Genomic DNA, 20,085 nt, shown 5'->3' with positions numbered 1-20,085 from the left:
GCTGCTCAACGGTGTCGAGAAAATGTCCATCGATGTTTGCGTTGCGCGTCTGCAGGGCAGTACAGGCGCGCTCCAGGGTGGTCAGCAGGGCTGTGCTCAGGCTTGCTGTGCGTCGATCAGATGCCGCTCGATATCCTTGTGGCGTGAGCCTAGCGACAGACGAAGGCCGGGTTGGCGCAAGCATTCGCGCAATTGCTCGGGGCTCATGCCACCCTGACGCTGATTGAAGTTTTCCAGGGCCTTGTCCCACCACGCCGTGGCGCAGGCGCGGTCGAATTCGTTGTCGTAGGGATAGCAGCCATAGAGCAGTTCGCGAGCGAACTGGCGGTGACGACTGGGTAGCGTCAGGCTCATGGCCTTGTAACCGAGGCGGTGCAGGGTGGGTGGGCGAGGCAGTTGGTCGTTGACCAGCGTGATGTCGGCCAGCGCGGCTTCGCCGAGCGGATCGTCGCCGTGCTTGCGCAGCCACGCCTGGATCTTGGCACGGAACTGCGCCTTGCGGCTCCAATAGTGGTGGATGACGTCGGTGCAGGTGGCCAGTTGCAGCTTGCGGTAGGCGGCGACCGCCAGGCAGAACTCCTCGAGCGTATAGGCCTCGCGCGCCAGGGGATAGAGCTCGTCCATCAGGGCGATGGAGTGGTCCAGGGTCGTTGCGTCCTGTGCAGTCAGGCCGATGACGCCGGAGTTGACCAGCGGCATCTGGCAGTCGGCCAGGCCACGTTGCTGCAGGAGGGTCAGCAGGTTCTTGTACAGCAGGCACTTCCGGTTTTCGCCGTAGCGTCCGTCGATGGCGTTGCAGAGCACCGCGCCTGGCTTGACCCGGCGGAACAGTTCGATCGGCGACTGGCGGAAGAAGGTGTCGGTGTCGATCAGGACCGCGCGCGGGTGTTGTTCGAGGACCTGGCGCAGCAGCACATGCTTGCTGCGGAAGTGATAGCCGTGGGGCTGGTTCCACGTTGTACGCGTGTGCTCATCGAGTAGGTGCACGGTGACGGGCAGCTTGGCGTAGGGTTCGGGGTTGTCGGTGTAGACCTGGATGTCCATGGCTTCACCTGGCGTCTTGCGCAGGTTGGCCAGGGCGCTGACGATGCTGAAGCACGCTTCCTGGTGATAGGTAGCCGGGCCGAAGGCGAGGTAGACGAGTTGCGGGAAGGACGATTGTGCTGGCTTCATGCCGGACACCTACTGCTAAAGCATTAATTGGACGAGGTTTCAGCCTATGCCAAAACCTCGTGCAATTTATTAAAGAAGCGTAACAGGATGATGAATCAGCGAGGTAGCTTCAGGTTGTTCCAGATCGCGAGGCTCGGCTCGGCCTGGTTCAGCGTGTAGAAGTGCAGGCCCGGCGCACCGCCTTGCAGCAGCTCTTCGCACATGGTGCTGATCACTTCTTCGCCGAATGCCTGGATGCTGGCGGCATCGTCGCCGTAGGCTTCCAGTTGCTTGCGGATCCAGCGTGGGATCTCGGCACCGCAGGCGTCGGAGAAGCGCGCCAGCTTGCTGTAGTTGGTGATCGGCATGATGCCGGGCACTACCGGAATGTCCACGCCCAGCTTCTGTACGCGCTCGACGAAGTAGAAGTAGCTGTCGGCGTTGAAGAAGTATTGGGTGATGGCGCTGTCGGCACCGGCCTTGACCTTGTGTACGAAGTTGGCCAGGTCGTCCTCGAAATTGTGCGCCTGTGGGTGCATTTCGGGGTAGGCGGCGACTTCCAGGTGGAAGTGGTCACCGGTTTCCTGGCGGATGAATTCGACCAGGTCGCTGGCGTGGCGCAGCTCGCCACTGGCCATGCCCATGCCGGACGGCAGATCGCCGCGCAGGGCGACGATGCGCTTGATCCCGGCCGCCTTGTATTCGGCGATCAGGGCGCGCAGGTCGTCCTTGCTGTCGCCGACGCACGACAGGTGCGGGGCTGCAGGGACTTTCACTTCGTTTTCCAGTTGCAGCACGGTGTTCAGCGTGCGATCGCGGGTCGAGCCGCCGGCGCCGTAGGTGCAGGAGAAGAAGTCGGGGTTATAGGTGGCCAGTTGACGGGCAACGGCCATGAGTTTTTCGTGACCGGCATCGGTCTTGGTCGGGAAGAACTCGAAACTGTAGCGGCGTTCCTGGGACATCGGTCGTTCCTCTGGCAGCGTGCCTCAAGCGTCAGGCTGCAAATAAAAGCCAGATCGGTGATGGCCGATCTGGCTTGGGCGTAGTTCAAGATCCTTGCGCTGCTGCGGCGCGCAATACGCGCCGCATGCCGCTTAGTAGCGGTACGCGTCGGGCTTGAACGGGCCTTCGACAGTCACGCCGATGTACTCGGCCTGCTGCGGGGTCAGCTGGGTGACCACGCCGCCGAAGCCGCGGACCATTTCCAGGGCCACTTCTTCGTCGAGCTTCTTGGGCAGCACTTCGACGGTCAGGCGCTCGGCCTTCTTCGCGGCAGGCAGCTCGGCGAACTTCTGCTCGAACAGGAAGATCTGCGCCAGTACCTGGTTGGCGAACGAGCCGTCCATGATGCGGCTCGGGTGGCCAGTGGCGTTGCCCAGGTTCACCAGACGGCCTTCGGCCAGCAGGATCAGGTAGTCGTCATTCTGCGGATCGAAGGTGCCAGCGCCGGTGCGGTGGATCTTGTGCACCTGTGGCTTGACCTCTTCCCATGCCCAGTTCTTGCGCATGAAGGCGGTGTCGATCTCGTTGTCGAAGTGACCGATGTTGCAGACCACTGCACGCTTTTTCAGGGCCTTGAGCATGTTGGCGTCGCAGACGTTGACGTTACCGGTGGTGGTGACGATCAGGTCGATGCGGCCCAGCAGGTCCTTGTTGATGCCGGCTTCGGTACCGGTGTTGATACCGTCCTTGAACGGCGAGACCACTTCGAAGCCGTCCATGCAGGCCTGCATGGCGCAGATCGGGTCGACTTCGGTGACCTTGACGATCATGCCTTCCTGGCGCAGGGACTGGGCCGAGCCCTTGCCCACGTCGCCGTAGCCGATCACCAGGGCCTGCTTGCCCGACAGCAGGTGGTCGGTGCCGCGCTTGATGGCGTCGTTCAGGCTGTGACGGCAGCCGTACTTGTTGTCGTTCTTGCTCTTGGTGACCGAGTCGTTGACGTTGATCGCCGGGACTTTCAGCTCGCCCTTGGCCAGCATGTCCAGCAGGCGGTGCACGCCAGTGGTGGTCTCTTCGGTCACGCCGTGGATCTTGTCCAGCATGGCCGGGTATTTCTTGTGCAGGATTTCGGTCAGGTCACCGCCGTCGTCCAGGACCATGTTGGCGTCCCATGGCTGGCCATCTTTGAGGATGGTCTGCTCGATGCACCACTCGTACTCCTGCTCGGTTTCACCTTTCCAGGCGAATACCGGGATGCCGGCAGCGGCGATGGCGGCGGCAGCCTGGTCCTGGGTGGAGAAGATGTTGCAGGACGACCAGCGCACTTCGGCGCCCAGGGCGACGAGGGTCTCGATCAGCACGGCGGTCTGGATGGTCATGTGGATGCAGCCGATGATCTTAGCGCCCTTGAGCGGTTGCTCGGCTTGATACTTGCGGCGCAGGCCCATCAGTGCGGGCATTTCCGATTCGGCGATGATGACTTCCTTGCGGCCCCAGTCGGCCAGGGAAATGTCGGCGACCTTGAAGTCGGAAAAACCAGCGGGCGTGTTTACAGCGCTCATGAAGAGCCTCCATTCGTAGTGTGCGAATGGGCGCCGTTGTGCGTTGAGCGTCCGCAGGAGCGGACAACGCCCCATCCGAGCCTGACAGGTGAACCTGCTGCAGCGCCCCTCGGACAGGTGGCGGGATGACCACCGCAGCGGGTGGCCATTGGAAACGGCGAGATTATAGCCGCGGCTGTGTGACACACCCAAGACTTTCTGTTGATTTATCGCGACGATAGTCGATGTTCAATGGAGGCGGGCCGGTGGGTCTGCCATCATTGCCCCATGTCAGTCAGGCACGTCAGGAGTTGTAATGAATTTCCACACGCGCAAATGGGTAAAACCCGAAGACCTCAATCCCAACGGCACCCTGTTCGGTGGCAGCCTGCTGCGCTGGATCGACGAGGAAGCGGCGATCTACGCCATCGTCCAGTTGGGCAACCAGCGGGTGGTGACCAAGTATATTTCCGAGATCAACTTCGTCAGCGCCTCGCGCCAGGGCGAGATCATCGAGCTGGGTATCACCGCCACCGAGTTCGGCCGCACCTCGATCACCCTGCAGTGCGAAGTGCGCAACAAGATCACCCGCAAGAGCATCCTCACCGTCGACAAGATGGTCTTCGTCAATCTGGGCGAGGATGGCCTGCCGGCACCGCACGGGCGCACCGAGATCAAGTACATCCAGGATCAGTTCCCGGATTCGGCGGTGGAGTAGTGCTGGAAACCGTGCGGCGCACTTCGCGGGCTCGCTCGCGGAGTGCGCCATTGTAATCACGGCTGGGCGCTTACCCGGCGCACCACCTTGCCGATTGTCAGCCCCTGCACCAGGATCGACGACAGCACCACGATGTAGGTGATCGACAACAACAGGTCGCGTTCGTCTCCCACCGGCAGCGACAGCGCCAGGGCCACCGATACGCCTCCGCGCAAGCCTCCCCAGGTCAATACCCGCACCGTGCCACGTGGCACTTCGCGCCAGCGCCGCAGCAAGACGATGGCTGGTGCCACGGTCAACAGGCGCGACGCCAGCACCGCGACCGCAAGCACGCCACCCGCTGCCAGGTGCAGCCAGTTGAACGGCAGCAGCAACAGCTCCAGGCCGATCAGGGCGAAGAGCAGGGCATTGAGCATGTCGTCGATCAGCTCCCAGAAACCGTCCATGTAGCGACGGGTCATGTCGTTCATCGCCAGGTTACGCCCCAGGTTGCCGATGATCAGGCCGGCTACCACCATGGCGATTGGCGCCGACACGTGCAGTTCGTAGCACATGGCCGAGCCGCCGATCACCAGCGCCAGGGTCAGCATCACCTCGACCTGATACTGCTCGATGCTCTTGATCATGCGGTAGGTGGCGTAGCCGATCAGCCCACCGAACACCACGCCGCCGATGGCTTCGCGGGCGAACAGGATGGCGGTGTCGGAAACGCTCGGCGTCTCGCCGAGCTGGATGATGCCCAGCAGCACGGTGAACACCACCACCGCAGTGCCGTCGTTGAACAGCGACTCGCCGACGATGGTGGTCTTCAGCGGTTTGGAGGCGTTGGCGGTACGCAGTGCACCGAGCACCGCGATGGGGTCGGTCGGCGAGATCAGTGCGCCGAACAGCAGGCAGTAGATCAGCGGTACGTCCCAGCCGAACATCGCGAACACCCAGTGGGCGAGGTAGCCGATCACCACGGTGGCGATCAGTACGCCGATGGTGGCGAGCAGGCCGATTGGCCAGCGGTAGCTGCGCAGGTCGCCGAGGTTGACGTGCAAAGCGCCCGCGAACAGCAGGAACGACAGCATCCAGTGCATCAGCAGGTCATTGAAGTCGATCTGGTTCATCAGGCCTTCGACGCGTTCCTCCAGGCCGGGGAAGCCGATCAGGCTCAGGCCCTGCAGGATCAGTGAGAACAACAGGGCGGTGACCATCACGCCGATGGCGGGCGGCAGGCCGATGAAACGGTAGTTCACATAGGTGAGGAGGGTGGTGAGGCAGATGAACGCGGCAACTAATTCAAGCATCCTGAATCCTGTGACAATGGCTTCCAAGTCGTAACCCGAAGGGCTCGGGCAGTTCTTTGATGGCCTGACGGAGCGCTCGGGACACACCTTATGACCGGAATTATAAGGATCGTTCCTCAATTCACCGCTGAAACGGCCCTGTAGGAGCAACTGTCTGGTTCACATCTGACGGCCAGCTCATCCTTCTGTGTAGGAGCGGGCTTGCCCGCGAACACCGGCTTGGCCGGTGCCCTGCACCGCGGTGTATGTTTCGCGGGCAAACCCGCTCCTGCAGGCGCTGCCCGGATCGCGTATATAGTGACTCGAGTCTTGTCCAAGGAACTCCACGCGTGCTGGCAACTTCCCTCGTCCTGATCGCCGCCCTGCTGCATGCCACCTGGAACACCCTCATCAAGTTCAGTGCCGAGCGCCTGCTGGTAATCGCCAGCATGGACGCGGTGGCGCTGGTCTTCGCGGTGCTGGCGGTGGCGTTCGTCGAGCCCCCTCCGGCGGCGATCTGGCCATGGCTGCTGGCCTCGGCGCTGGCCGAGCAGGCCTATCGTGTCCTGCTGATCAAGGCCTACCGGGTCGGTGACCTGGGCCTGGTCTATCCTCTGATGCGGGGATTGTCGCCGCTGGTGGTGCTGGGGCTGACCCTGGCCTTTGCCGGTGAATCGCTGAGCAACCAGCAGATCATTGGCATTCTGCTGATCCCCTGCGGCATGGCGTGTCTGCTCTGGCAGGGCGGTGGCGGTGATCGGCTGCCCTGGTCGATGCTGCCGGTGGTGGCGCTGATCGGCCTGTGCATCGGTTGTTACACCTGGTTCGACGGCCAGGCGGTGCGCCTGTGGGGTAAACCCTGGGACTACCTGGTCTGGCTTACGCTGCTGAGTGCCTGGCCGTTCCCGGTGCTGGCAGGCGTGGCCCGACGTGAACCCTTCGTGCAGTTCTGGCGCAGCCAGTGGCGGCTTGGGTTGGCGGTGGGGCTGTGTGTATTGCTGAGTTACGCCCTGGTGCTGTGGGCCATGCACCTGGGGTCGGTGGCCGAGGCGGCGGCGCTGCGGGAGGTCAGTGTGATCCTGGTGGTGCTGTTGGGCATGCGCTACCTCAAAGAACCTTTTGGCGGTCCGAGACTCTTAGCTTGCGGGCTGGTCCTGGCAGGCATGCTGGTGATGAAGCTCTGACCTTTCTGAACGAGGAGCCAGTCCATGACCGTTGCCCTGTGGTGCATCCTGATCGCCCTGGTCCTGCCGCCGTTGTGCGCATTGATCGCCAAAGTCGCCAGTGGCCGTTTTGGCTTGAGCGACAACCATGATCCGCGAGCCTTTCTAGAGACGCTCTCAGGCTTGCCTCGGCGCGCTAATGCGGCGCAGCAGAACGGCTACGAGGCGTTTCCTGCCTTCGCCGCAGCGGTGCTGGTGGCCGATATCGTCGGTAACGCCGAGCAAGTGACCCAGGATGTGCTGGCGGTGCTGTATATCACCAGCCGGCTGCTGTACATCATCTGTTACCTGGCGGACTGGGCGGCGTTGCGCTCGCTGGTGTGGTTTGCCGGGTTGGCGTTGATCGTGTCGTTGTTCGTCGTATCGGCGTGAAGCCATCGCGGGGCAAGCCCGCGATAGCTTCACCACCGATCACGGCACCTTCGGCACTTCAGGCAGGGCAGCCCCCTTGGGCCACAGCATCCAGATCTGTCCTTGCTGCTTCATGTTGCCTGCCAGCTCGCCGGCCTCGGGGCCGGTGCCCCAGAACAAGTCGGCGCGCACTTCGCCGGTGATCGCGCCGCCGGTGTCTTGCGCACCCACCGGGCGCACCACCGGCGAGCCATCCGGCCGGGTGGTGGACAGCCACAGCAGGCTGCCCAGCGGAATCACCTTGCGATCGATGGCCACGCTGTAGCCTGCGGTCAATGGCACGTTGAGCGAGCCGCGCGGGCCTTCGTTGCTGTCGGGGCCTGCGGCGAAGAACACATAGCTCGGGTTGCTCGCCAGCAGCTCCGGCACCCGCTGGGGGTTGGCCTGGGCCCAGGCGTGGATGCTGCCCATGGTCACGTCTTCTTTTTTCAATTGGCCCTGGTCCACCAGCCAGCGGCCAATCGGTCGGTAAGGGTGGCCGTTTTGGTCGGCATAGCCCAGGCGCAGTTGGCGACCGCTCTCCAGTTGCACGCGACCGGAACCCTGGATCTGCAGGAACTGCAGGTCCATCGGGTCGGTCAGCCAGGCCAGCACCGGCGCCTTCACACCCTGGCGGTTGATCACTTCGGCGGTGTCGTAGGGCTTGAGTACGCGACCTTCGAGACGACCGCGCAGGCGTTTGCCCTTGAGTTCGGGGTATACGCTGGCCAGGTCGACCACGATCATGTCGTCGGGCGGACCATAGACCGGGACACTGGCCTTTGCCGTACGTGTCAGGCTGCCGGGATAGACCGGTTCGTAGTAGCCGGTGATCAGGCCATTGGCGTTGTTTTCTGCAGAGCGCAGACCATAGACCTGCAGATTCTGTTGCAGGAAGGCGCGCACCTGGGCGGCGTCTGCCGGTACTCCGGCAGCGGCATTGCAGGTAGCGGCCCACACCGGATCACGCTTGAGTTTCTCGCAGCCGTTGCGCCAGGCCTGGAAGCCTGCGACCAGGTCGGTGTCAGTGACACTCGGCAAATCTTGCCAGGTGGCATCGGCATAGGTGGCGATGGCGTGGGGCTCAGGTTTTGTACCCTCACCGCCGTTGCAGCCGGCTAGCAGGGCCAGGGCCGGGAGTGCCCAGGCGAGAGGGCGCAAAGCAGATTTCATAAGCAGGGTCCTGTTGCGGGCAGAGATGAAAAATCGCCCTTGTCTTTTGTGTGGCTATTGGTCTTTACCCGGCGGGCAGCGATACTGGCGACCCGTTCATGCAGGCCGAAGAGACCGTGATGTTCAAGCGATTGACCGTAGTGCTGCTCGCCACCCTGGCCCTGACCGCTTGCGAGCGTGTCGATCCGAACTCGCCATTGGGCCAGCGCAAGGCGATCTTCAAGGACATGCTCAAGACCAGCGAAGACCTGGGCGGCATGTTGCGCGGGCGCTTGCCGTTCGACGGGATGAGGTTCGCCGAGGGGGCGGTGAAGCTCGATACCCTGGCCCACGAACCCTGGCAGCACTTCCCGCAGGCGCGTGACGGGGGGGACAGCAGCGCCCGGCCTGAGGTCTGGGAGCGCCAGGCGCGGTTTCGTGACCTGGCCCGCCAGCTCGAGGGGGTTACCGGCGAACTGGTCGGTGTGACCCGCAGCCAGCCACTGGATGCGGCTGGGCTGAAGGCGCCGATGGACCGCGTCGAGGCGGCGTGCAAGGCCTGTCATACCGAGTTTCGCAATCATTGATGATCTGCAGTGCCCTTTGCGGGAGCGGCCGCGCTTGCCTGGCCTCAGCGTTCGAGCTCGTCGACCGCTTCCTGCAGTTCTTTCTTCGCCTCGGCGAGCTTCTCCTTGCGCTTGTTGATCTTTTCCGCGTCACCTTTTTTCATGGCCTTGTCCAGGTCCTTGGTGCGCTGGTTCACCTCGTGGCGGGCATCGAGCACCTTCTGCTCGCGTTCCTTGCGCAGGCCCGCATCGGTGCAGTGTTCGGTGACTTCGCTCAGTGCCTTTTCCAGGCCCGCCTGCTGATCGGCGTTGCCGTGGGCGCGGGCTTGCTCGATCTGGGTGCTGATGGCCTGGCGCTTGGCGGCGCAGCCGGTCAGCTCCGGCTGCACCTCTGCGGCCAGGGCGCTGTTGGCGACCAGGCCCAGTGCGGAAGACAGAATGAAGGTCGAGAGCAGTTTCATGAAGGGCTCCAGTCGGGAGGCGGCAGAAACGGAAATGCTGCCCTGATCTGCGAAAATTAGAAACCCTCTATTGCATGCCGACGCAGTTCTCCGGCCACGGCCAGCACTTCCTCATGGGCGAAAAAGGCCCGCAACTGCCCGGCCCTGCCACGGCCAACCCCCGGTTCGGCAAGCCATTGCTCAATGTTTCGGCTGGCCAGTGTCTGCCAGTCTGGGCCCAGGCGCAGGTTACTTGGGGCCGGAACACCCAGGGCGCGCAGCCAGCGTTCGAACGGCTGTGTGCGGGCCGTCATGAAGGCCTGATGCAGTTTTTCGGCGCGTACGCTGCCAATCCCCGGGACCTGCAGCAGGTCATCCTGGCCAAGCTCCAGCCAGCGGGTCAGGGTGTCGCCCAGGCCTTGCTCGGTGAGTAACTGCCAGGTGCCGGGGCCCAGGCCTGGCATGTTCAACCCTTGCTTGCCCGAGAGCCACGTGAGGCGAGCAAGGTACTGTTGGCTGCAGTCGTCGCGAGGTGTCCAGCAACTGAGCGGGTGGTAGCTGCCTGGGTCGGGTACTGCGACGGGGACGCGCTGCAGACTGCGCAGCACCACACTTTCGAACCGCGGGATGGTGAGCCCGGCCAGGCTCACCGCCACCTGGTCTCCGGGGCGGATATCCAGTTGCTGCCAGCGCTGCAGCGAGCCGAGGCTGATCTGGCGAACGAGGCGGTCGTCCAGCTTTACAGGCTGAACCTCCAGCAGCGGGGTGATGCGGCCGCTGCGGCCGATGCGGAAGCTGACCTGGCGCACTTCGGTCAGCACCTGGCGGTAGGGGTATTTCCAGGCAGCGATCCAGTAAGGCGCCTGGGCCCGCCAGCGCGTGGCGGGCGGACGGCTGTCCTGGCGCAGAATCACGCCATCGGTGGCGAACGGCAGGGGTGAGCGGTACCAGTGTTGGCGCCAGTGGGCCGCTTGTTCGAGGTTGTCGATCGGCACGCTCAGGCGGCGGCTGTCAGCAAAGCCCAGCGCTTCCAGCTGGGCCAGGCGCTGCGCCTGGTTTTCGGGACCCTCGGGCCAGTCCCAGACGAACAGCCCGATCCCTGCGGCCTGGTCCGCAGGCAGTTGCTTGCGTGCCAGCAGGCCGGCGACGATGCCACGAGCGTTGACCGAACCTGCCTGTGCCTGCACATGGTCTTCGAGCTGCCAGTACAGCTCACCTTGGAGCACAAGGTCGTGCGGCCCGGATAGTTGCCGTATGTCGGCACGCAGGTGCGGGATATGCCGGCTCCAGTCGTGGCCGTGCACACCATCGCCGCGGCTGAGCAGCGTGCTCAGGCGTCCCTGTCGGTAGATCAGCGACACCGCGACGCCGTCGACCTTGGGTTGTATCCAGACAGCCTGCCGGCCCTGCAACCATTGGCCTACAGCGGCTTCGTCGGCCAGCTTGGCAACGCCGGTATGTGCCACCGGGTGGGCATGTGGACCTGCGGCCGTGGCCAGTGGCGAGTCGCGATGAGGTTGTCCGAAACAGCCTTGCAGGTGCTCCAGCCGATGCCGGCTCTGGTCGTAGAGCTCATCGGCCACTGTGGCAATACCCTGGCGATGGTAGCGGTCGTCCCATTCGGCGAGGGTCTGGCGCAATTGTGCGATTTCATCGGTGGCGCGCCGTGGCGGCCAATCGGGACAGGGGGTGGCCAACGCTGCTGAGCTGAAGGCGATGAGTAGCAGTAGGGTGAGCAAGCGAATCGACATGGCCAGCATCCTTGCATGGCAGGAGGAAGGGCTCAGCCTAGGCGCCGATGTTCAGGTGTGCCGGGACAGGACTGTCAGGTGATGTGTCACAAAAAAGCCCCTGCTGATTGCTCGGCAGGGGCTTTCCGTTACTGCTGTAGGAGGCTTACAGGCCGGCGGCGTCGCGCAGGGCGGCGGCGCGGTCGGTGCGCTCCCAGGTGAAGGTGGTGAAGGTGTCGTCACCCACGGTCTTCTGCTGCGGCTCACGGCCGAAGTGACCGTAGGCGGCCGTCTCCTGGTACATCGGGTGCAGCAGGTCGAGCATGGTGGTGATCGCGTAGGGGCGCAGGTCGAAGCACTCGCGCACCAGCTGGATGATCTTGTCGTCGGACACCTTGCCGGTACCGAAGGTGTTGATCGAGATGGAGGTCGGTTGGGCTACGCCGATGGCGTAGGAAACCTGGATCTCGCAACGCTCGGCCAGGCCTGCGGCAACGATGTTCTTGGCCACGTAGCGACCGGCGTAGGCTGCGGAACGGTCGACCTTGGACGGGTCCTTGCCGGAGAACGCGCCACCACCGTGACGGGCCATGCCGCCGTAGGAGTCGACGATGATCTTGCGACCGGTCAGGCCGCAGTCGCCCACAGGGCCGCCGATGATGAAGTTGCCGGTCGGGTTGATGTGGTACTGGGTGTCCTTGTGCAGCAGGTCGGCCGGCAGGGTGTGCTTGACGATCAGTTCCATCACCGCTTCCTGCAGGTCTTTCTGCGACACTTCAGGGTTGTGCTGGGTCGACAGGACCACCGCGTCGATGCCGACCACCTTGCCATTCTCGTAGCGGCAGGTGACCTGGGACTTGGCGTCCGGGCGCAGCCATGGCAGCAGCTTGGACTTGCGCGCTTCGGCCTGGCGCTCGACCAGGCGGTGCGAGAAGCAGATCGGCGCAGGCATCAGCACTTCGGTTTCGTTGCTGGCGTAGCCGAACATCAGGCCCTGGTCGCCTGCGCCCTGGTCTTCCGGCTTGGAGCGATCGACGCCCTGGGCGATGTCCACCGACTGCTTGCCGATGATGTTCATCACGGCGCAGGTGGCGCCGTCGAAGCCGACGTCGGAGCTGTTGTAGCCGATGTCGATGATGACCTTGCGCACCAGGTCTTCCAGATCGACCCAGGCCGAGGTGGTGACTTCGCCGGCGATGATGGCGACACCGGTCTTGACCAAGGTTTCACAGGCTACGCGGGCGTATTTGTCCTGGGCGATGATTGCGTCCAGGACCGCGTCGGAAATCTGGTCGGCGATCTTGTCCGGATGCCCTTCGGACACGGACTCGGAAGTGAAAAGGGAGTATTCGCTCATCTCGAGGGGTTCCTAAAATTTACCGATGTGTGTGTCGCCAGCGGCCCGCTGGAAATGACGGACCTGAATCTGGAAACCGTTACGCAAGCCAACATAGAGGCTGTCCCCGGGAGTCAGCCCCGCAGCATTGGCCCAGCGGGCCAGGTCGTCCTGCTCGAAGCCCAGCCAGAGGTCGCCGCAGGCGTCCCGCGCCCACCCCTGGTTATGGCTGCACAGCTCGGTGACCAGCAGGCTGCCGCCCGCTTTCACCCGTTTGGCCAGCAGGCGCAAGGCCAGGGCCGGGTCGCTGAAATGGTGCAGGACCATGTTCAGCACAACGCAGTCGGCTTCCACATCCGTTGCACCCAGTGCATCGGCCAACTGCAGGATTACATTATCCAGGCCTTCACGTTCGCAGACCTGGCGAGCCAGTTCGAGCATGGTCGGGCTGTTGTCCATCGCCGTGACCTGAGCGAAGCGCTGCGCCAGATCAGGCAGGAAGCCGCCATCGCCGGGGCCAACCTCCAGGGCGCTGGCGTCGCTGCCAAAGCTCAGCTTGTCGAGCAGGGCCAGCAGGCTTTCGCGGTATTGCGGTACACCGGCGATCAGGTCCTGCTGGGCACGGAATTTTTCTTCGACGCGCTGGAAAAAGTCCTGGCTGGTGGCCGCGCGGCGTTGTTGCACCTGGGCAATACGCGCCTGCACGTCGTCCGGCAGGGCCAGTTCGTCGATTTCCTCGAGCAGGGCCGCATGCAGGCGTCCGCCTTGGCGCAGGCTGTCGGGCAGGGCGCGGCGATAGAAGATCGCGTTGCCTTCGCGGCGCGTGGCCACCAGTTCCGCCTGGGCCAGCACCTTGAGGTGGTGGCTCATGCCGGACTGGCCGATGTCGAAGATCTGCGCCAGCTCCAGCACGCCGAACGAATCGCTGGCCAGGGCGCGCAGGACATTCAGGCGCAGCGCATCGCCACTGGCCTTGCACAGGGCGGCCAGTGTATCGCTTTGTTGGGGGATCGCTTGCGCACGCAGGTTCATGGTGCGGCAGTCTAGACACGCGTCGTTGTCCTGGCAAGCCAATATCAAAAAGTTTTGATATTGGCTGATGGGTGGCCGATGCCAGGATTTGGAATCCGTGGGCGCGGGTTCATCCGCGAAAACTACGACGCCGATCTCGAGTTTTTTACCCGAAGTGCCCTCCAATCACAGGAAAAATCCCCGACTGCGACCATCCGTCATTGCCCCGAAGGCCCCCAGTGGGCGAAAATGGCCGCCTTTTTTCGTTTCACTACTTATTCAAGCCTCAGGAGATAAGCGATGCCCAGCCGTCGTGATCGTGCCAACGCCATTCGTGCCCTCAGCATGGATGCCGTGCAAAAGGCCAACAGCGGCCACCCAGGTGCCCCCATGGGCATGGCGGATATCGCCGAAGTGCTTTGGCGCGACTACCTCAAGCACAACCCGAGCAACCCGAATTTCGCCGACCGCGACCGCTTCGTGCTGTCCAACGGCCATGGTTCGATGCTCATCTATTCGCTGCTGCACCTGACCGGCTACGACTTGTCCATCGATGACCTGAAGGCGTTCCGCCAACTGCACAGCCGCACCCCGGGCCACCCGGAATACGGCTACACCCCGGGCGTCGAGACCACCACCGGCCCGCTCGGCCAGGGTATCGCCAACGCTGTCGGTTTCGCCCTCGCAGAGAAAGTGCTGGCGGCCCAGTTCAACCGTGAAGGCCACGACATCGTCGATCACAACACCTACGTGTTCCTGGGCGATGGCTGCATGATGGAAGGTATTTCCCACGAAGTCGCCTCGCTGGCCGGCACCCTGGGCCTGAACAAGCTGATCGCCTTCTACGACGACAACGGCATCTCCATCGACGGCGAAGTGCACGGCTGGTTCACCGACAACACCCCGGCGCGTTTCGAAGCCTACAACTGGCAGGTGATCCGCAACGTCAACGGCCACGACGCCGAAGAAATCAAGATGGCGATCGAGACCGCGCGCAAGAGCGACCGTCCGACCCTCATCTGCTGCAAGACCATCATCGGTTTCGGCTCGCCGAACAAGCAGGGCAAGGAAGACTGCCACGGCGCGCCGCTGGGCAACGACGAAATCGCCCTGGCCCGCAAGGAGCTGAACTGGAACCACGGCCCGTTCGAAATCCCGGCCGACATCTACGCCGAGTGGGACGCCAAGGAAGCCGGTGCCAAGGCCGAAGCCGAGTGGAACCAGCGCTTCGACGCCTACGCCAAGGCCTTCCCTGAACTCGCCGCCGAGTTCAAGCGCCGCGCTGCTGGCGACCTGCCGGCCGATTTTGCCGAGAAGGCCCAGGCCTACATCAATGAAGTCGCCGCCAAGGGCGAAACCATCGCCAGCCGCAAGGCCAGCCAGAACACCCTCAACGCCTTCGGCCCGCTGCTGCCCGAGTTCCTCGGTGGTTCGGCGGACCTGGCCGGTTCCAACCTGACCCTGTGGAAAGGTTGCAAGGGCGTCGAGGCCAATGACGCCAGCGGCAACTACGTGTTCTACGGCGTGCGCGAGTTCGGCATGACCGCCATCATGAACGGCGTGGCCCTGCACGGCGGTCTGGTGCCTTACGGCGCCACCTTCCTGATGTTCATGGAATATGCCCGCAACGCGGTGCGCATGTCGGCCCTGATGAAGCAGCGTGTCATCCATGTCTATACCCACGACTCCATCGGTCTGGGCGAAGACGGACCGACCCACCAGCCGATCGAGCAACTGACCAGCCTGCGCAGCACGCCGAACCTGGACACCTGGCGTCCGGGTGACGCGGTCGAGTCGGCCGTGGCCTGGAAAGCCGCCCTGGAGCGCAAGGACGGCCCTTCGGCGCTGATCTTCTCGCGCCAGAACCTGCAGCACCAGGAACGCAGCGCCCAGCAGATCGCCGACATCGCCCGTGGCGGCTACGTGCTCAAGGACTGCGCCGGCGAGCCTGAGCTGATCCTGATCGCCACCGGCTCCGAAGTGGGCCTGGCCGTTCAGGCGTTCGACAAGCTCAGCGAGCAGGGCCGCAAGGTCCGCGTCGTGTCGATGCCAAGCACCAGCGTGTTCGACGCCCAGGACGCTGCCTACAAGCAGTCGGTACTGCCGTTGGAGGTCGGTGCGCGTATCGCCATCGAAGCTGCCCATGCCGACTTCTGGTACAAGTACGTCGGCCTCGAAGGCCGCGTCATCGGCATGACCACCTACGGCGAATCGGCCCCGGCCGCCGCGCTGTTCGAGGAGTTCGGCTTCACCCTGGAGAACATCCTGGGTACCGCTGAAGAGCTGCTGGAAGACTGATGCATCAAGCCTGGGGGCAGTGATGCCTCCATCGATCGCGGGACAAGCCCGCTCCTACAGCGCATGTGTAGTGCTCTGTAGGAGCGGGCTTGTCCCGCGATGGCCGTTCAACGCACTAGCCACGTGAGTCCCGAATGCCCCAGCGTCCCTACAAAGTTGCACTCAACGGTTACGGCCGCATTGGCCGCTGTGTCCTGCGCGCACTGTTCGAGCGAGGGGCGAAGGCAGGTTTCGAGATCGTTGCGTTGAACGACCTGGCCGACCAGGCCAGCCTGGAGTACCTGACGCGCTTCGACTCCACCCACGGGCGTTTCCCCGGCGAGGTGAAGGTCGACGGCGACTGTCTGCATATCAATGGCGACTGCGTGAAAGTCATGCGCAGCGCCACCCCTGAAGGCATCGACTGGGCCGCCCTGGGCATCGACCTGGTGCTGGAGTGCTCCGGTGCCTACAACACCCGCGCCGATGGCCAGCGTTTTCTCGACGCCGGTGCGCCGCGCGTGCTGTTCTCGCAGCCGATGGCCAGCGAGGCGGACATCGATGCCACGGTGGTCTACGGTATCAACCAGGACCGCCTGACCGGCGACGAGCTGCTGGTCTCGAACGCGTCCTGCACCACCAACTGCGGCGTGCCGCTGTTGCGCGTGCTGGACCAGGCGTTCGGTATCGAGTACGTGCAGATCACCACCATCCACTCGGCGATGAACGACCAGCCGGTGATCGACGCCTACCACCACGAAGACCTGCGCCGTACCCGTTCGGCGTTCCAGTCGGTGATCCCGGTGTCCACTGGTCTGGCGCGCGGCATCGAGCGCCTGTTGCCGGAACTTGCCGGGCGAATCCAGGCCAAAGCGGTACGTGTGCCGACCGTCAACGTCTCGTGCCTGGACATCACCCTGCAGACTGCCCGTGACACTACGGCTGCCGAGGTCAACCGGGTGCTGCGCGAGGCGGCGCTGGACGGCCCGCTCAAAGGCCTGCTGGCCTACACCGAACTGCCGCACGCCAGCTGTGATTTCAACCATGACCCGCACTCGGCCATCGTCGATGCCAGCCAGACCCGCGTCTCAGGCCCCCGCCTGGTGAACCTGCTGGCCTGGTTCGACAACGAATGGGGGTTCGCCAACCGTATGCTCGACGTTGCCGAACATTATCTGCACGTCGTCCACCAAACCCGCAGCAAACAGCCCTGAAGGACTGCATTCATGACCGTGTTGAAGATGACCGACCTCGACCTGCAAGGTAAGCGCGTACTGATCCGCGAAGACCTCAACGTGCCTGTGAAGGACGGTGTGGTAACGAGCGATGCGCGTATCCTGGCAGCGCTGCCGACCATCAAGCTGGCCCTGGAAAAGGGCGCCGCGCTGATGGTCTGCTCGCACCTGGGCCGTCCGACCGAGGGCGAGTTCTCCCAGGAAAACAGCCTCAAGCCGGTCGCCGACTACCTGAGCAAGGCCCTGGGCCGCGCAGTACCGTTGGTCGCCGACTATCTCGACGGTGTCGAGGTCAAGGCCGGTGAGGTGGTGCTGTTCGAAAACGTACGTTTCAACAAGGGCGAGAAGAAGAACGCCGACGAGCTGGCGCAGAAGTACGCCGCCCTGTGCGACGTGTTCGTCATGGACGCCTTCGGCACCGCCCACCGCGCCGAGGGTTCCACCCACGGTGTGGCCAAGTTCGCCAAGGTCGCTGCCGCTGGCCCGCTGCTGGCGGCCGAGCTGGACGCCCTGGGCAAGGCCCTGAAGGCGCCGGCCAAACCCATGGCAGCCATCGTTGCCGGCTCCAAGGTCTCGACCAAGCTCGACGTGCTCAACAGCCTGTCGACCGTCTGCGACCAGCTGATCGTCGGTGGTGGTATCGCCAACACTTTCCTCGCCGCTGCCGGGCACCCGGTCGGCAAGTCGCTGTACGAGCCAGACCTGGTCGAGACCGCCAAGGCCATCGCCGCCAAGGTCAGCGTACCGCTGCCGGTCGATGTGGTCGTTGCCAAGGAATTCGCCGAGAGCGCCGAAGCCACCGTCAAGGCCATTGCTGACGTGGCCGCCGACGACATGATCCTGGATATCGGCCCGCAGACCGCCGCCAACTTCGCCGAGCTGCTGAAGTCGTCGAAGACCATCCTGTGGAACGGCCCGGTCGGTGTATTCGAGTTCGACCAGTTCGGCAACGGCACTAAAGTGCTGGCCAAGGCCATCGCCGAAAGCGCCGCGTTCTCCATCGCCGGTGGCGGCGACACCCTGGCGGCCATCGACAAGTATGGCGTCGGCGCTGATATCTCCTACATTTCTACCGGTGGCGGTGCGTTCCTCGAGTTCGTCGAGGGCAAGGTCCTGCCTGCCGTGGCAATCCTGGAAGAACGGGCCAAGGCCTGATAGTGACGGCGCCTGGCAAAGGGAGCGACCTGATGGTCAAGCAATTGCCTGTGATGATCGTGGCCTTGTTTTTGGGGGCCTGCTCCAGCGGCGGCGCCCCCGACAGCGAACCGGCACGTGAGCCCAAGGGCGGCTGTTACCAGTCGCAGTGGCAGGCGGAGACGGTGCCGGTGATCAACAAGCGCCTGGGGCCGGACGGGCTGGAGAAGTACGACGAAGAACACCAGCGCAAGGCGCCCGGCTGCCCTTGATCGGACAGCGGGCAACCGATGGGCTGTTTTGTGGTCTTGAACAGAAGGTCCGTGGTGCGGCCTTCGAAGCGAGGATACTCAATGAAAGCGCTGCTGGCCGTACTGGCCCTGGCGACCCTGGCAGGCTGCTCCCTGCTGCAACCGTCGCGACCTGCCGCGACGGACAACTGGACCCGCTGGGTCTGTGACAGCCAGGCCGAAGTGCTGTGGCGCTTCGCCGATGCTTCGCAGCAGTCGGTCGATGTCCGCCTCGGCGGCGCTGACCAGGTCTACCGGCTCAAGGCCGAGCCCGGCGCCTCGGGCGCGCTGTACAGCGATGGCGTACTCGCCTTCCACACCAAGGGTAATGAAGGCCTGGTGTACTGGGAAGCGACCAACGATCTGATTGGGCGGGGCTGCAAGGCGCCGTGATTGGCCGGACCGCGACGGTGGTCCACAACTACTTGAACAGCAACCGCCCCTGCGGCAGGCTTGCACGAAACAACGACGCTTGTCGGGAGAGAGATACACAATGGCACTCATTAGCATGCGCCAGATGCTGGACCACGCCGCCGAGTTCGGCTACGGCGTTCCAGCTTTCAACGTCAACAACCTCGAGCAGATGCGCGCCATCATGGAAGCCGCCGACAAGACCGACTCTCCGGTCATCGTCCAGGCCTCCGCCGGTGCCCGCAAGTACGCCGGTGCTCCCTTCCTGCGTCACCTGATCCTGGCGGCGATCGAAGAATTCCCGCACATCCCGGTGTGCATGCACCAGGACCACGGCACCAGCCCTGACGTGTGCCAGCGCTCGATCCAGCTGGGCTTCAGCTCGGTCATGATGGACGGCTCGCTGCGTGAAGACGGCAAGACCCCGTCCGACTACGAATACAACGTGCGCGTCACCCAGCAGACCGTGGCATTCGCCCACGCCTGCGGTGTGTCGGTGGAAGGCGAGCTGGGCTGCCTGGGCAGCCTGGAAACCGGCCAGGCCGGTGAAGAAGACGGCGTCGGCGCCGAAGGCATCCTGGACCACAGCCAGATGCTGACCGACCCGGAAGAGGCTGCTGACTTCGTCAAGAAGACCCAGGTCGATGCCCTGGCCATCGCCATCGGCACCAGCCACGGCGCCTACAAGTTCACCAAGCCGCCGACCGGCGACATCCTGGCGATCGACCGCATCAAGGCGATCCACCAGCGTATCCCCAACACTCACCTGGTGATGCACGGTTCCTCGTCGGTTCCGCAGGACTGGCTGGCGATCATCAATGAGTTCGGCGGCGACATCAAAGAAACCTACGGCGTGCCGGTCGAAGAGATCGTCGAAGGCATCAAGCACGGCGTGCGCAAGGTCAACATCGACACCGACCTGCGTCTGGCCTCCACTGGCGCGATCCGTCGCTTCCTGGAGCAGAACAAGTCCGAGTTCGACCCGCGCAAGTACTTCGCCAAGACTGTCGAAGCCATGCGTGACATCTGCATCGCGCGTTACGAAGCCTTCGGTACCGCTGGCAACGCGTCGAAGATCAAGCCGGTTTCGCTGGATGAGATGTACCTGCGTTACGCCAAGGGCGAGCTGGCCGCAAAGGTCAACTGATCCGCTGATGGCACTGAAGAAACCCGCAGAAATGCGGGTTTTTTTTCGCCTGTGAAATGATCGCAAAGCGCAGTGACCATTAGTCGGCTATTTTCATTTTATCCATTGATAGCGAACTG

The 20,085-nt window shown here is 63.6% G+C and carries 19 protein-coding genes and 1 riboswitch; of the genes, 10 read left to right on the top strand and 9 right to left on the bottom strand.

Annotation, left to right across the window (positions count from 1 at the left end):
* Positions 1–96: 96 nt before the first annotated feature.
* From ACK3BK_RS23210 to ahcY, 3 genes are all read right to left on the bottom strand, one after another.
* Positions 97–1,173: a hypothetical protein gene (locus ACK3BK_RS23210; RefSeq protein ID WP_411383403.1), complete on the bottom strand. Its 1,077-nt coding sequence runs from the start codon at positions 1,171–1,173 to the stop codon at positions 97–99.
* Between the two features lie 95 nt (positions 1,174–1,268).
* The gene (gene metF / locus ACK3BK_RS23205; protein ID WP_186665829.1) at positions 1,269–2,114 is read right to left on the bottom strand and encodes a methylenetetrahydrofolate reductase [NAD(P)H]; all 846 of its coding nucleotides are present in this window, start codon (positions 2,112–2,114) and stop codon (positions 1,269–1,271) included.
* 132 nt (positions 2,115–2,246) lie between these two features.
* Positions 2,247–3,656, bottom strand: coding sequence for an adenosylhomocysteinase (gene ahcY / locus ACK3BK_RS23200; RefSeq protein ID WP_186656321.1), 1,410 nt, complete (start codon positions 3,654–3,656; stop codon positions 2,247–2,249).
* Between the two features lie 21 nt (positions 3,657–3,677).
* Positions 3,678–3,773, bottom strand: a riboswitch (S-adenosyl-L-homocysteine riboswitch).
* 178 nt (positions 3,774–3,951) lie between these two features.
* Between ahcY and ACK3BK_RS23195 the strand changes: the two genes are divergently transcribed.
* Positions 3,952–4,353: an acyl-CoA thioesterase gene (locus tag ACK3BK_RS23195; RefSeq protein ID WP_054894823.1), complete on the top strand. Its 402-nt coding sequence runs from the start codon at positions 3,952–3,954 to the stop codon at positions 4,351–4,353.
* Between the two features lie 56 nt (positions 4,354–4,409).
* On the opposite strand, the gene ACK3BK_RS23190 is transcribed toward ACK3BK_RS23195, so the two are convergent.
* The gene (locus ACK3BK_RS23190; RefSeq protein WP_186665830.1) at positions 4,410–5,645 is read right to left on the bottom strand and encodes a cation:proton antiporter; all 1,236 of its coding nucleotides are present in this window, start codon (positions 5,643–5,645) and stop codon (positions 4,410–4,412) included.
* 329 nt (positions 5,646–5,974) lie between these two features.
* Here ACK3BK_RS23190 and ACK3BK_RS23185 point away from each other — a divergent pair, with 329 nt between their 5' ends.
* Positions 5,975–6,808 (top strand): DMT family transporter, encoded by an 834-nt coding sequence (locus ACK3BK_RS23185; RefSeq protein ID WP_186665831.1) that lies wholly within the window; start codon positions 5,975–5,977, stop codon positions 6,806–6,808.
* 24 nt (positions 6,809–6,832) lie between these two features.
* Complete coding sequence (locus tag ACK3BK_RS23180) at positions 6,833–7,219, top strand: MAPEG family protein (protein WP_411383402.1); 387 nt, start codon at positions 6,833–6,835, stop codon at positions 7,217–7,219.
* Between the two features lie 39 nt (positions 7,220–7,258).
* Here the strand turns inward: ACK3BK_RS23180 and ACK3BK_RS23175 are convergent, their stop codons facing one another.
* The gene (locus ACK3BK_RS23175) at positions 7,259–8,410 is read right to left on the bottom strand and encodes a murein transglycosylase A (RefSeq protein WP_186708283.1); all 1,152 of its coding nucleotides are present in this window, start codon (positions 8,408–8,410) and stop codon (positions 7,259–7,261) included.
* A gap of 119 nt (positions 8,411–8,529) precedes the next feature.
* Here ACK3BK_RS23175 and ACK3BK_RS23170 point away from each other — a divergent pair, with 119 nt between their 5' ends.
* A complete protein-coding gene (locus ACK3BK_RS23170) occupies positions 8,530–8,976 on the top strand; it encodes a c-type cytochrome (protein WP_411384509.1) in 447 nt (148 codons plus the stop codon).
* Between the two features lie 44 nt (positions 8,977–9,020).
* On the opposite strand, the gene ACK3BK_RS23165 is transcribed toward ACK3BK_RS23170, so the two are convergent.
* The 4 genes from ACK3BK_RS23165 to ACK3BK_RS23150 all read right to left on the bottom strand — a co-directional run bounded on the left by ACK3BK_RS23165 (position 9,021) and on the right by ACK3BK_RS23150 (position 13,493).
* Complete coding sequence (locus ACK3BK_RS23165; protein WP_186708281.1) at positions 9,021–9,416, bottom strand: DUF1090 domain-containing protein; 396 nt, start codon at positions 9,414–9,416, stop codon at positions 9,021–9,023.
* A 56-nt stretch (positions 9,417–9,472) separates the two neighbouring features.
* Complete coding sequence (gene ligB, locus ACK3BK_RS23160) at positions 9,473–11,146, bottom strand: NAD-dependent DNA ligase LigB (RefSeq protein WP_411383401.1); 1,674 nt, start codon at positions 11,144–11,146, stop codon at positions 9,473–9,475.
* Positions 11,147–11,291: 145 nt separating this feature from the next.
* Positions 11,292–12,482 carry a methionine adenosyltransferase gene (gene metK / locus ACK3BK_RS23155; protein ID WP_411383400.1) on the bottom strand — a complete coding sequence of 397 codons (1,191 nt, stop codon included), beginning with the start codon at positions 12,480–12,482 and terminating at the stop codon, positions 11,292–11,294.
* A 12-nt stretch (positions 12,483–12,494) separates the two neighbouring features.
* Positions 12,495–13,493 (bottom strand): ArsR/SmtB family transcription factor, encoded by a 999-nt coding sequence (locus ACK3BK_RS23150; protein WP_186721316.1) that lies wholly within the window; start codon positions 13,491–13,493, stop codon positions 12,495–12,497.
* A gap of 279 nt (positions 13,494–13,772) precedes the next feature.
* Between ACK3BK_RS23150 and tkt the strand changes: the two genes are divergently transcribed.
* From tkt to fba, 6 genes are all read left to right on the top strand, one after another.
* Positions 13,773–15,770, top strand: a complete 1,998-nt coding sequence (gene tkt, locus ACK3BK_RS23145) for a transketolase (RefSeq protein ID WP_186665839.1) — start codon at positions 13,773–13,775, stop codon at positions 15,768–15,770.
* Positions 15,771–15,904: 134 nt separating this feature from the next.
* Positions 15,905–16,963, top strand: a complete 1,059-nt coding sequence (gene epd / locus ACK3BK_RS23140; RefSeq protein ID WP_186708275.1) for an erythrose-4-phosphate dehydrogenase — start codon at positions 15,905–15,907, stop codon at positions 16,961–16,963.
* Between the two features lie 12 nt (positions 16,964–16,975).
* Positions 16,976–18,139, top strand: coding sequence for a phosphoglycerate kinase (locus tag ACK3BK_RS23135; protein WP_063546513.1), 1,164 nt, complete (start codon positions 16,976–16,978; stop codon positions 18,137–18,139).
* 32 nt (positions 18,140–18,171) lie between these two features.
* Positions 18,172–18,390, top strand: coding sequence for a hypothetical protein (locus tag ACK3BK_RS23130; protein ID WP_186665841.1), 219 nt, complete (start codon positions 18,172–18,174; stop codon positions 18,388–18,390).
* An 81-nt stretch (positions 18,391–18,471) separates the two neighbouring features.
* Complete coding sequence (locus ACK3BK_RS23125) at positions 18,472–18,801, top strand: MliC family protein (RefSeq protein WP_186665843.1); 330 nt, start codon at positions 18,472–18,474, stop codon at positions 18,799–18,801.
* Between the two features lie 100 nt (positions 18,802–18,901).
* Positions 18,902–19,966: a class II fructose-bisphosphate aldolase gene (gene fba, locus ACK3BK_RS23120; protein ID WP_009399343.1), complete on the top strand. Its 1,065-nt coding sequence runs from the start codon at positions 18,902–18,904 to the stop codon at positions 19,964–19,966.
* The last annotated feature ends 119 nt before the right edge of the window (positions 19,967–20,085 follow it).

It is taken from the genome of Pseudomonas sp. L7 (genome assembly GCF_046605565.1).
Taxonomy (GTDB): domain Bacteria; phylum Pseudomonadota; class Gammaproteobacteria; order Pseudomonadales; family Pseudomonadaceae; genus Aquipseudomonas; species Aquipseudomonas wayambapalatensis.
The sequence above is the reverse complement of the archived record's forward strand: the minus strand, read 5'-3'. Positions and strand labels throughout refer to the sequence as shown.

What these genes read in the sequence shown, in the direction of transcription:
- ACK3BK_RS23210 (WP_411383403.1), bottom strand. Translation starts at nt 1,173, where the DNA reads ATGAAGCCAGCACAATCGTCCTTCCCGCAACTCGTCTACCTCGCCTTC.
- metF (WP_186665829.1), bottom strand. Translation starts at nt 2,114, where the DNA reads ATGTCCCAGGAACGCCGCTACAGTTTCGAGTTCTTCCCGACCAAGACC.
- ahcY (WP_186656321.1), bottom strand. Translation starts at nt 3,656, where the DNA reads ATGAGCGCTGTAAACACGCCCGCTGGTTTTTCCGACTTCAAGGTCGCC.
- ACK3BK_RS23195 (WP_054894823.1), top strand. Translation starts at nt 3,952, where the DNA reads ATGAATTTCCACACGCGCAAATGGGTAAAACCCGAAGACCTCAATCCC.
- ACK3BK_RS23190 (WP_186665830.1), bottom strand. Translation starts at nt 5,645, where the DNA reads ATGCTTGAATTAGTTGCCGCGTTCATCTGCCTCACCACCCTCCTCACC.
- ACK3BK_RS23180 (WP_411383402.1), top strand. Translation starts at nt 6,833, where the DNA reads ATGACCGTTGCCCTGTGGTGCATCCTGATCGCCCTGGTCCTGCCGCCG.
- ACK3BK_RS23175 (WP_186708283.1), bottom strand. Translation starts at nt 8,410, where the DNA reads ATGAAATCTGCTTTGCGCCCTCTCGCCTGGGCACTCCCGGCCCTGGCC.
- ACK3BK_RS23170 (WP_411384509.1), top strand. Translation starts at nt 8,530, where the DNA reads ATGTTCAAGCGATTGACCGTAGTGCTGCTCGCCACCCTGGCCCTGACC.
- ACK3BK_RS23165 (WP_186708281.1), bottom strand. Translation starts at nt 9,416, where the DNA reads ATGAAACTGCTCTCGACCTTCATTCTGTCTTCCGCACTGGGCCTGGTC.
- ligB (WP_411383401.1), bottom strand. Translation starts at nt 11,146, where the DNA reads ATGTCGATTCGCTTGCTCACCCTACTGCTACTCATCGCCTTCAGCTCA.
- metK (WP_411383400.1), bottom strand. Translation starts at nt 12,482, where the DNA reads ATGAGCGAATACTCCCTTTTCACTTCCGAGTCCGTGTCCGAAGGGCAT.
- ACK3BK_RS23150 (WP_186721316.1), bottom strand. Translation starts at nt 13,493, where the DNA reads ATGAACCTGCGTGCGCAAGCGATCCCCCAACAAAGCGATACACTGGCC.
- tkt (WP_186665839.1), top strand. Translation starts at nt 13,773, where the DNA reads ATGCCCAGCCGTCGTGATCGTGCCAACGCCATTCGTGCCCTCAGCATG.
- epd (WP_186708275.1), top strand. Translation starts at nt 15,905, where the DNA reads ATGCCCCAGCGTCCCTACAAAGTTGCACTCAACGGTTACGGCCGCATT.
- ACK3BK_RS23135 (WP_063546513.1), top strand. Translation starts at nt 16,976, where the DNA reads ATGACCGTGTTGAAGATGACCGACCTCGACCTGCAAGGTAAGCGCGTA.
- ACK3BK_RS23130 (WP_186665841.1), top strand. Translation starts at nt 18,172, where the DNA reads ATGGTCAAGCAATTGCCTGTGATGATCGTGGCCTTGTTTTTGGGGGCC.
- ACK3BK_RS23125 (WP_186665843.1), top strand. Translation starts at nt 18,472, where the DNA reads ATGAAAGCGCTGCTGGCCGTACTGGCCCTGGCGACCCTGGCAGGCTGC.
- fba (WP_009399343.1), top strand. Translation starts at nt 18,902, where the DNA reads ATGGCACTCATTAGCATGCGCCAGATGCTGGACCACGCCGCCGAGTTC.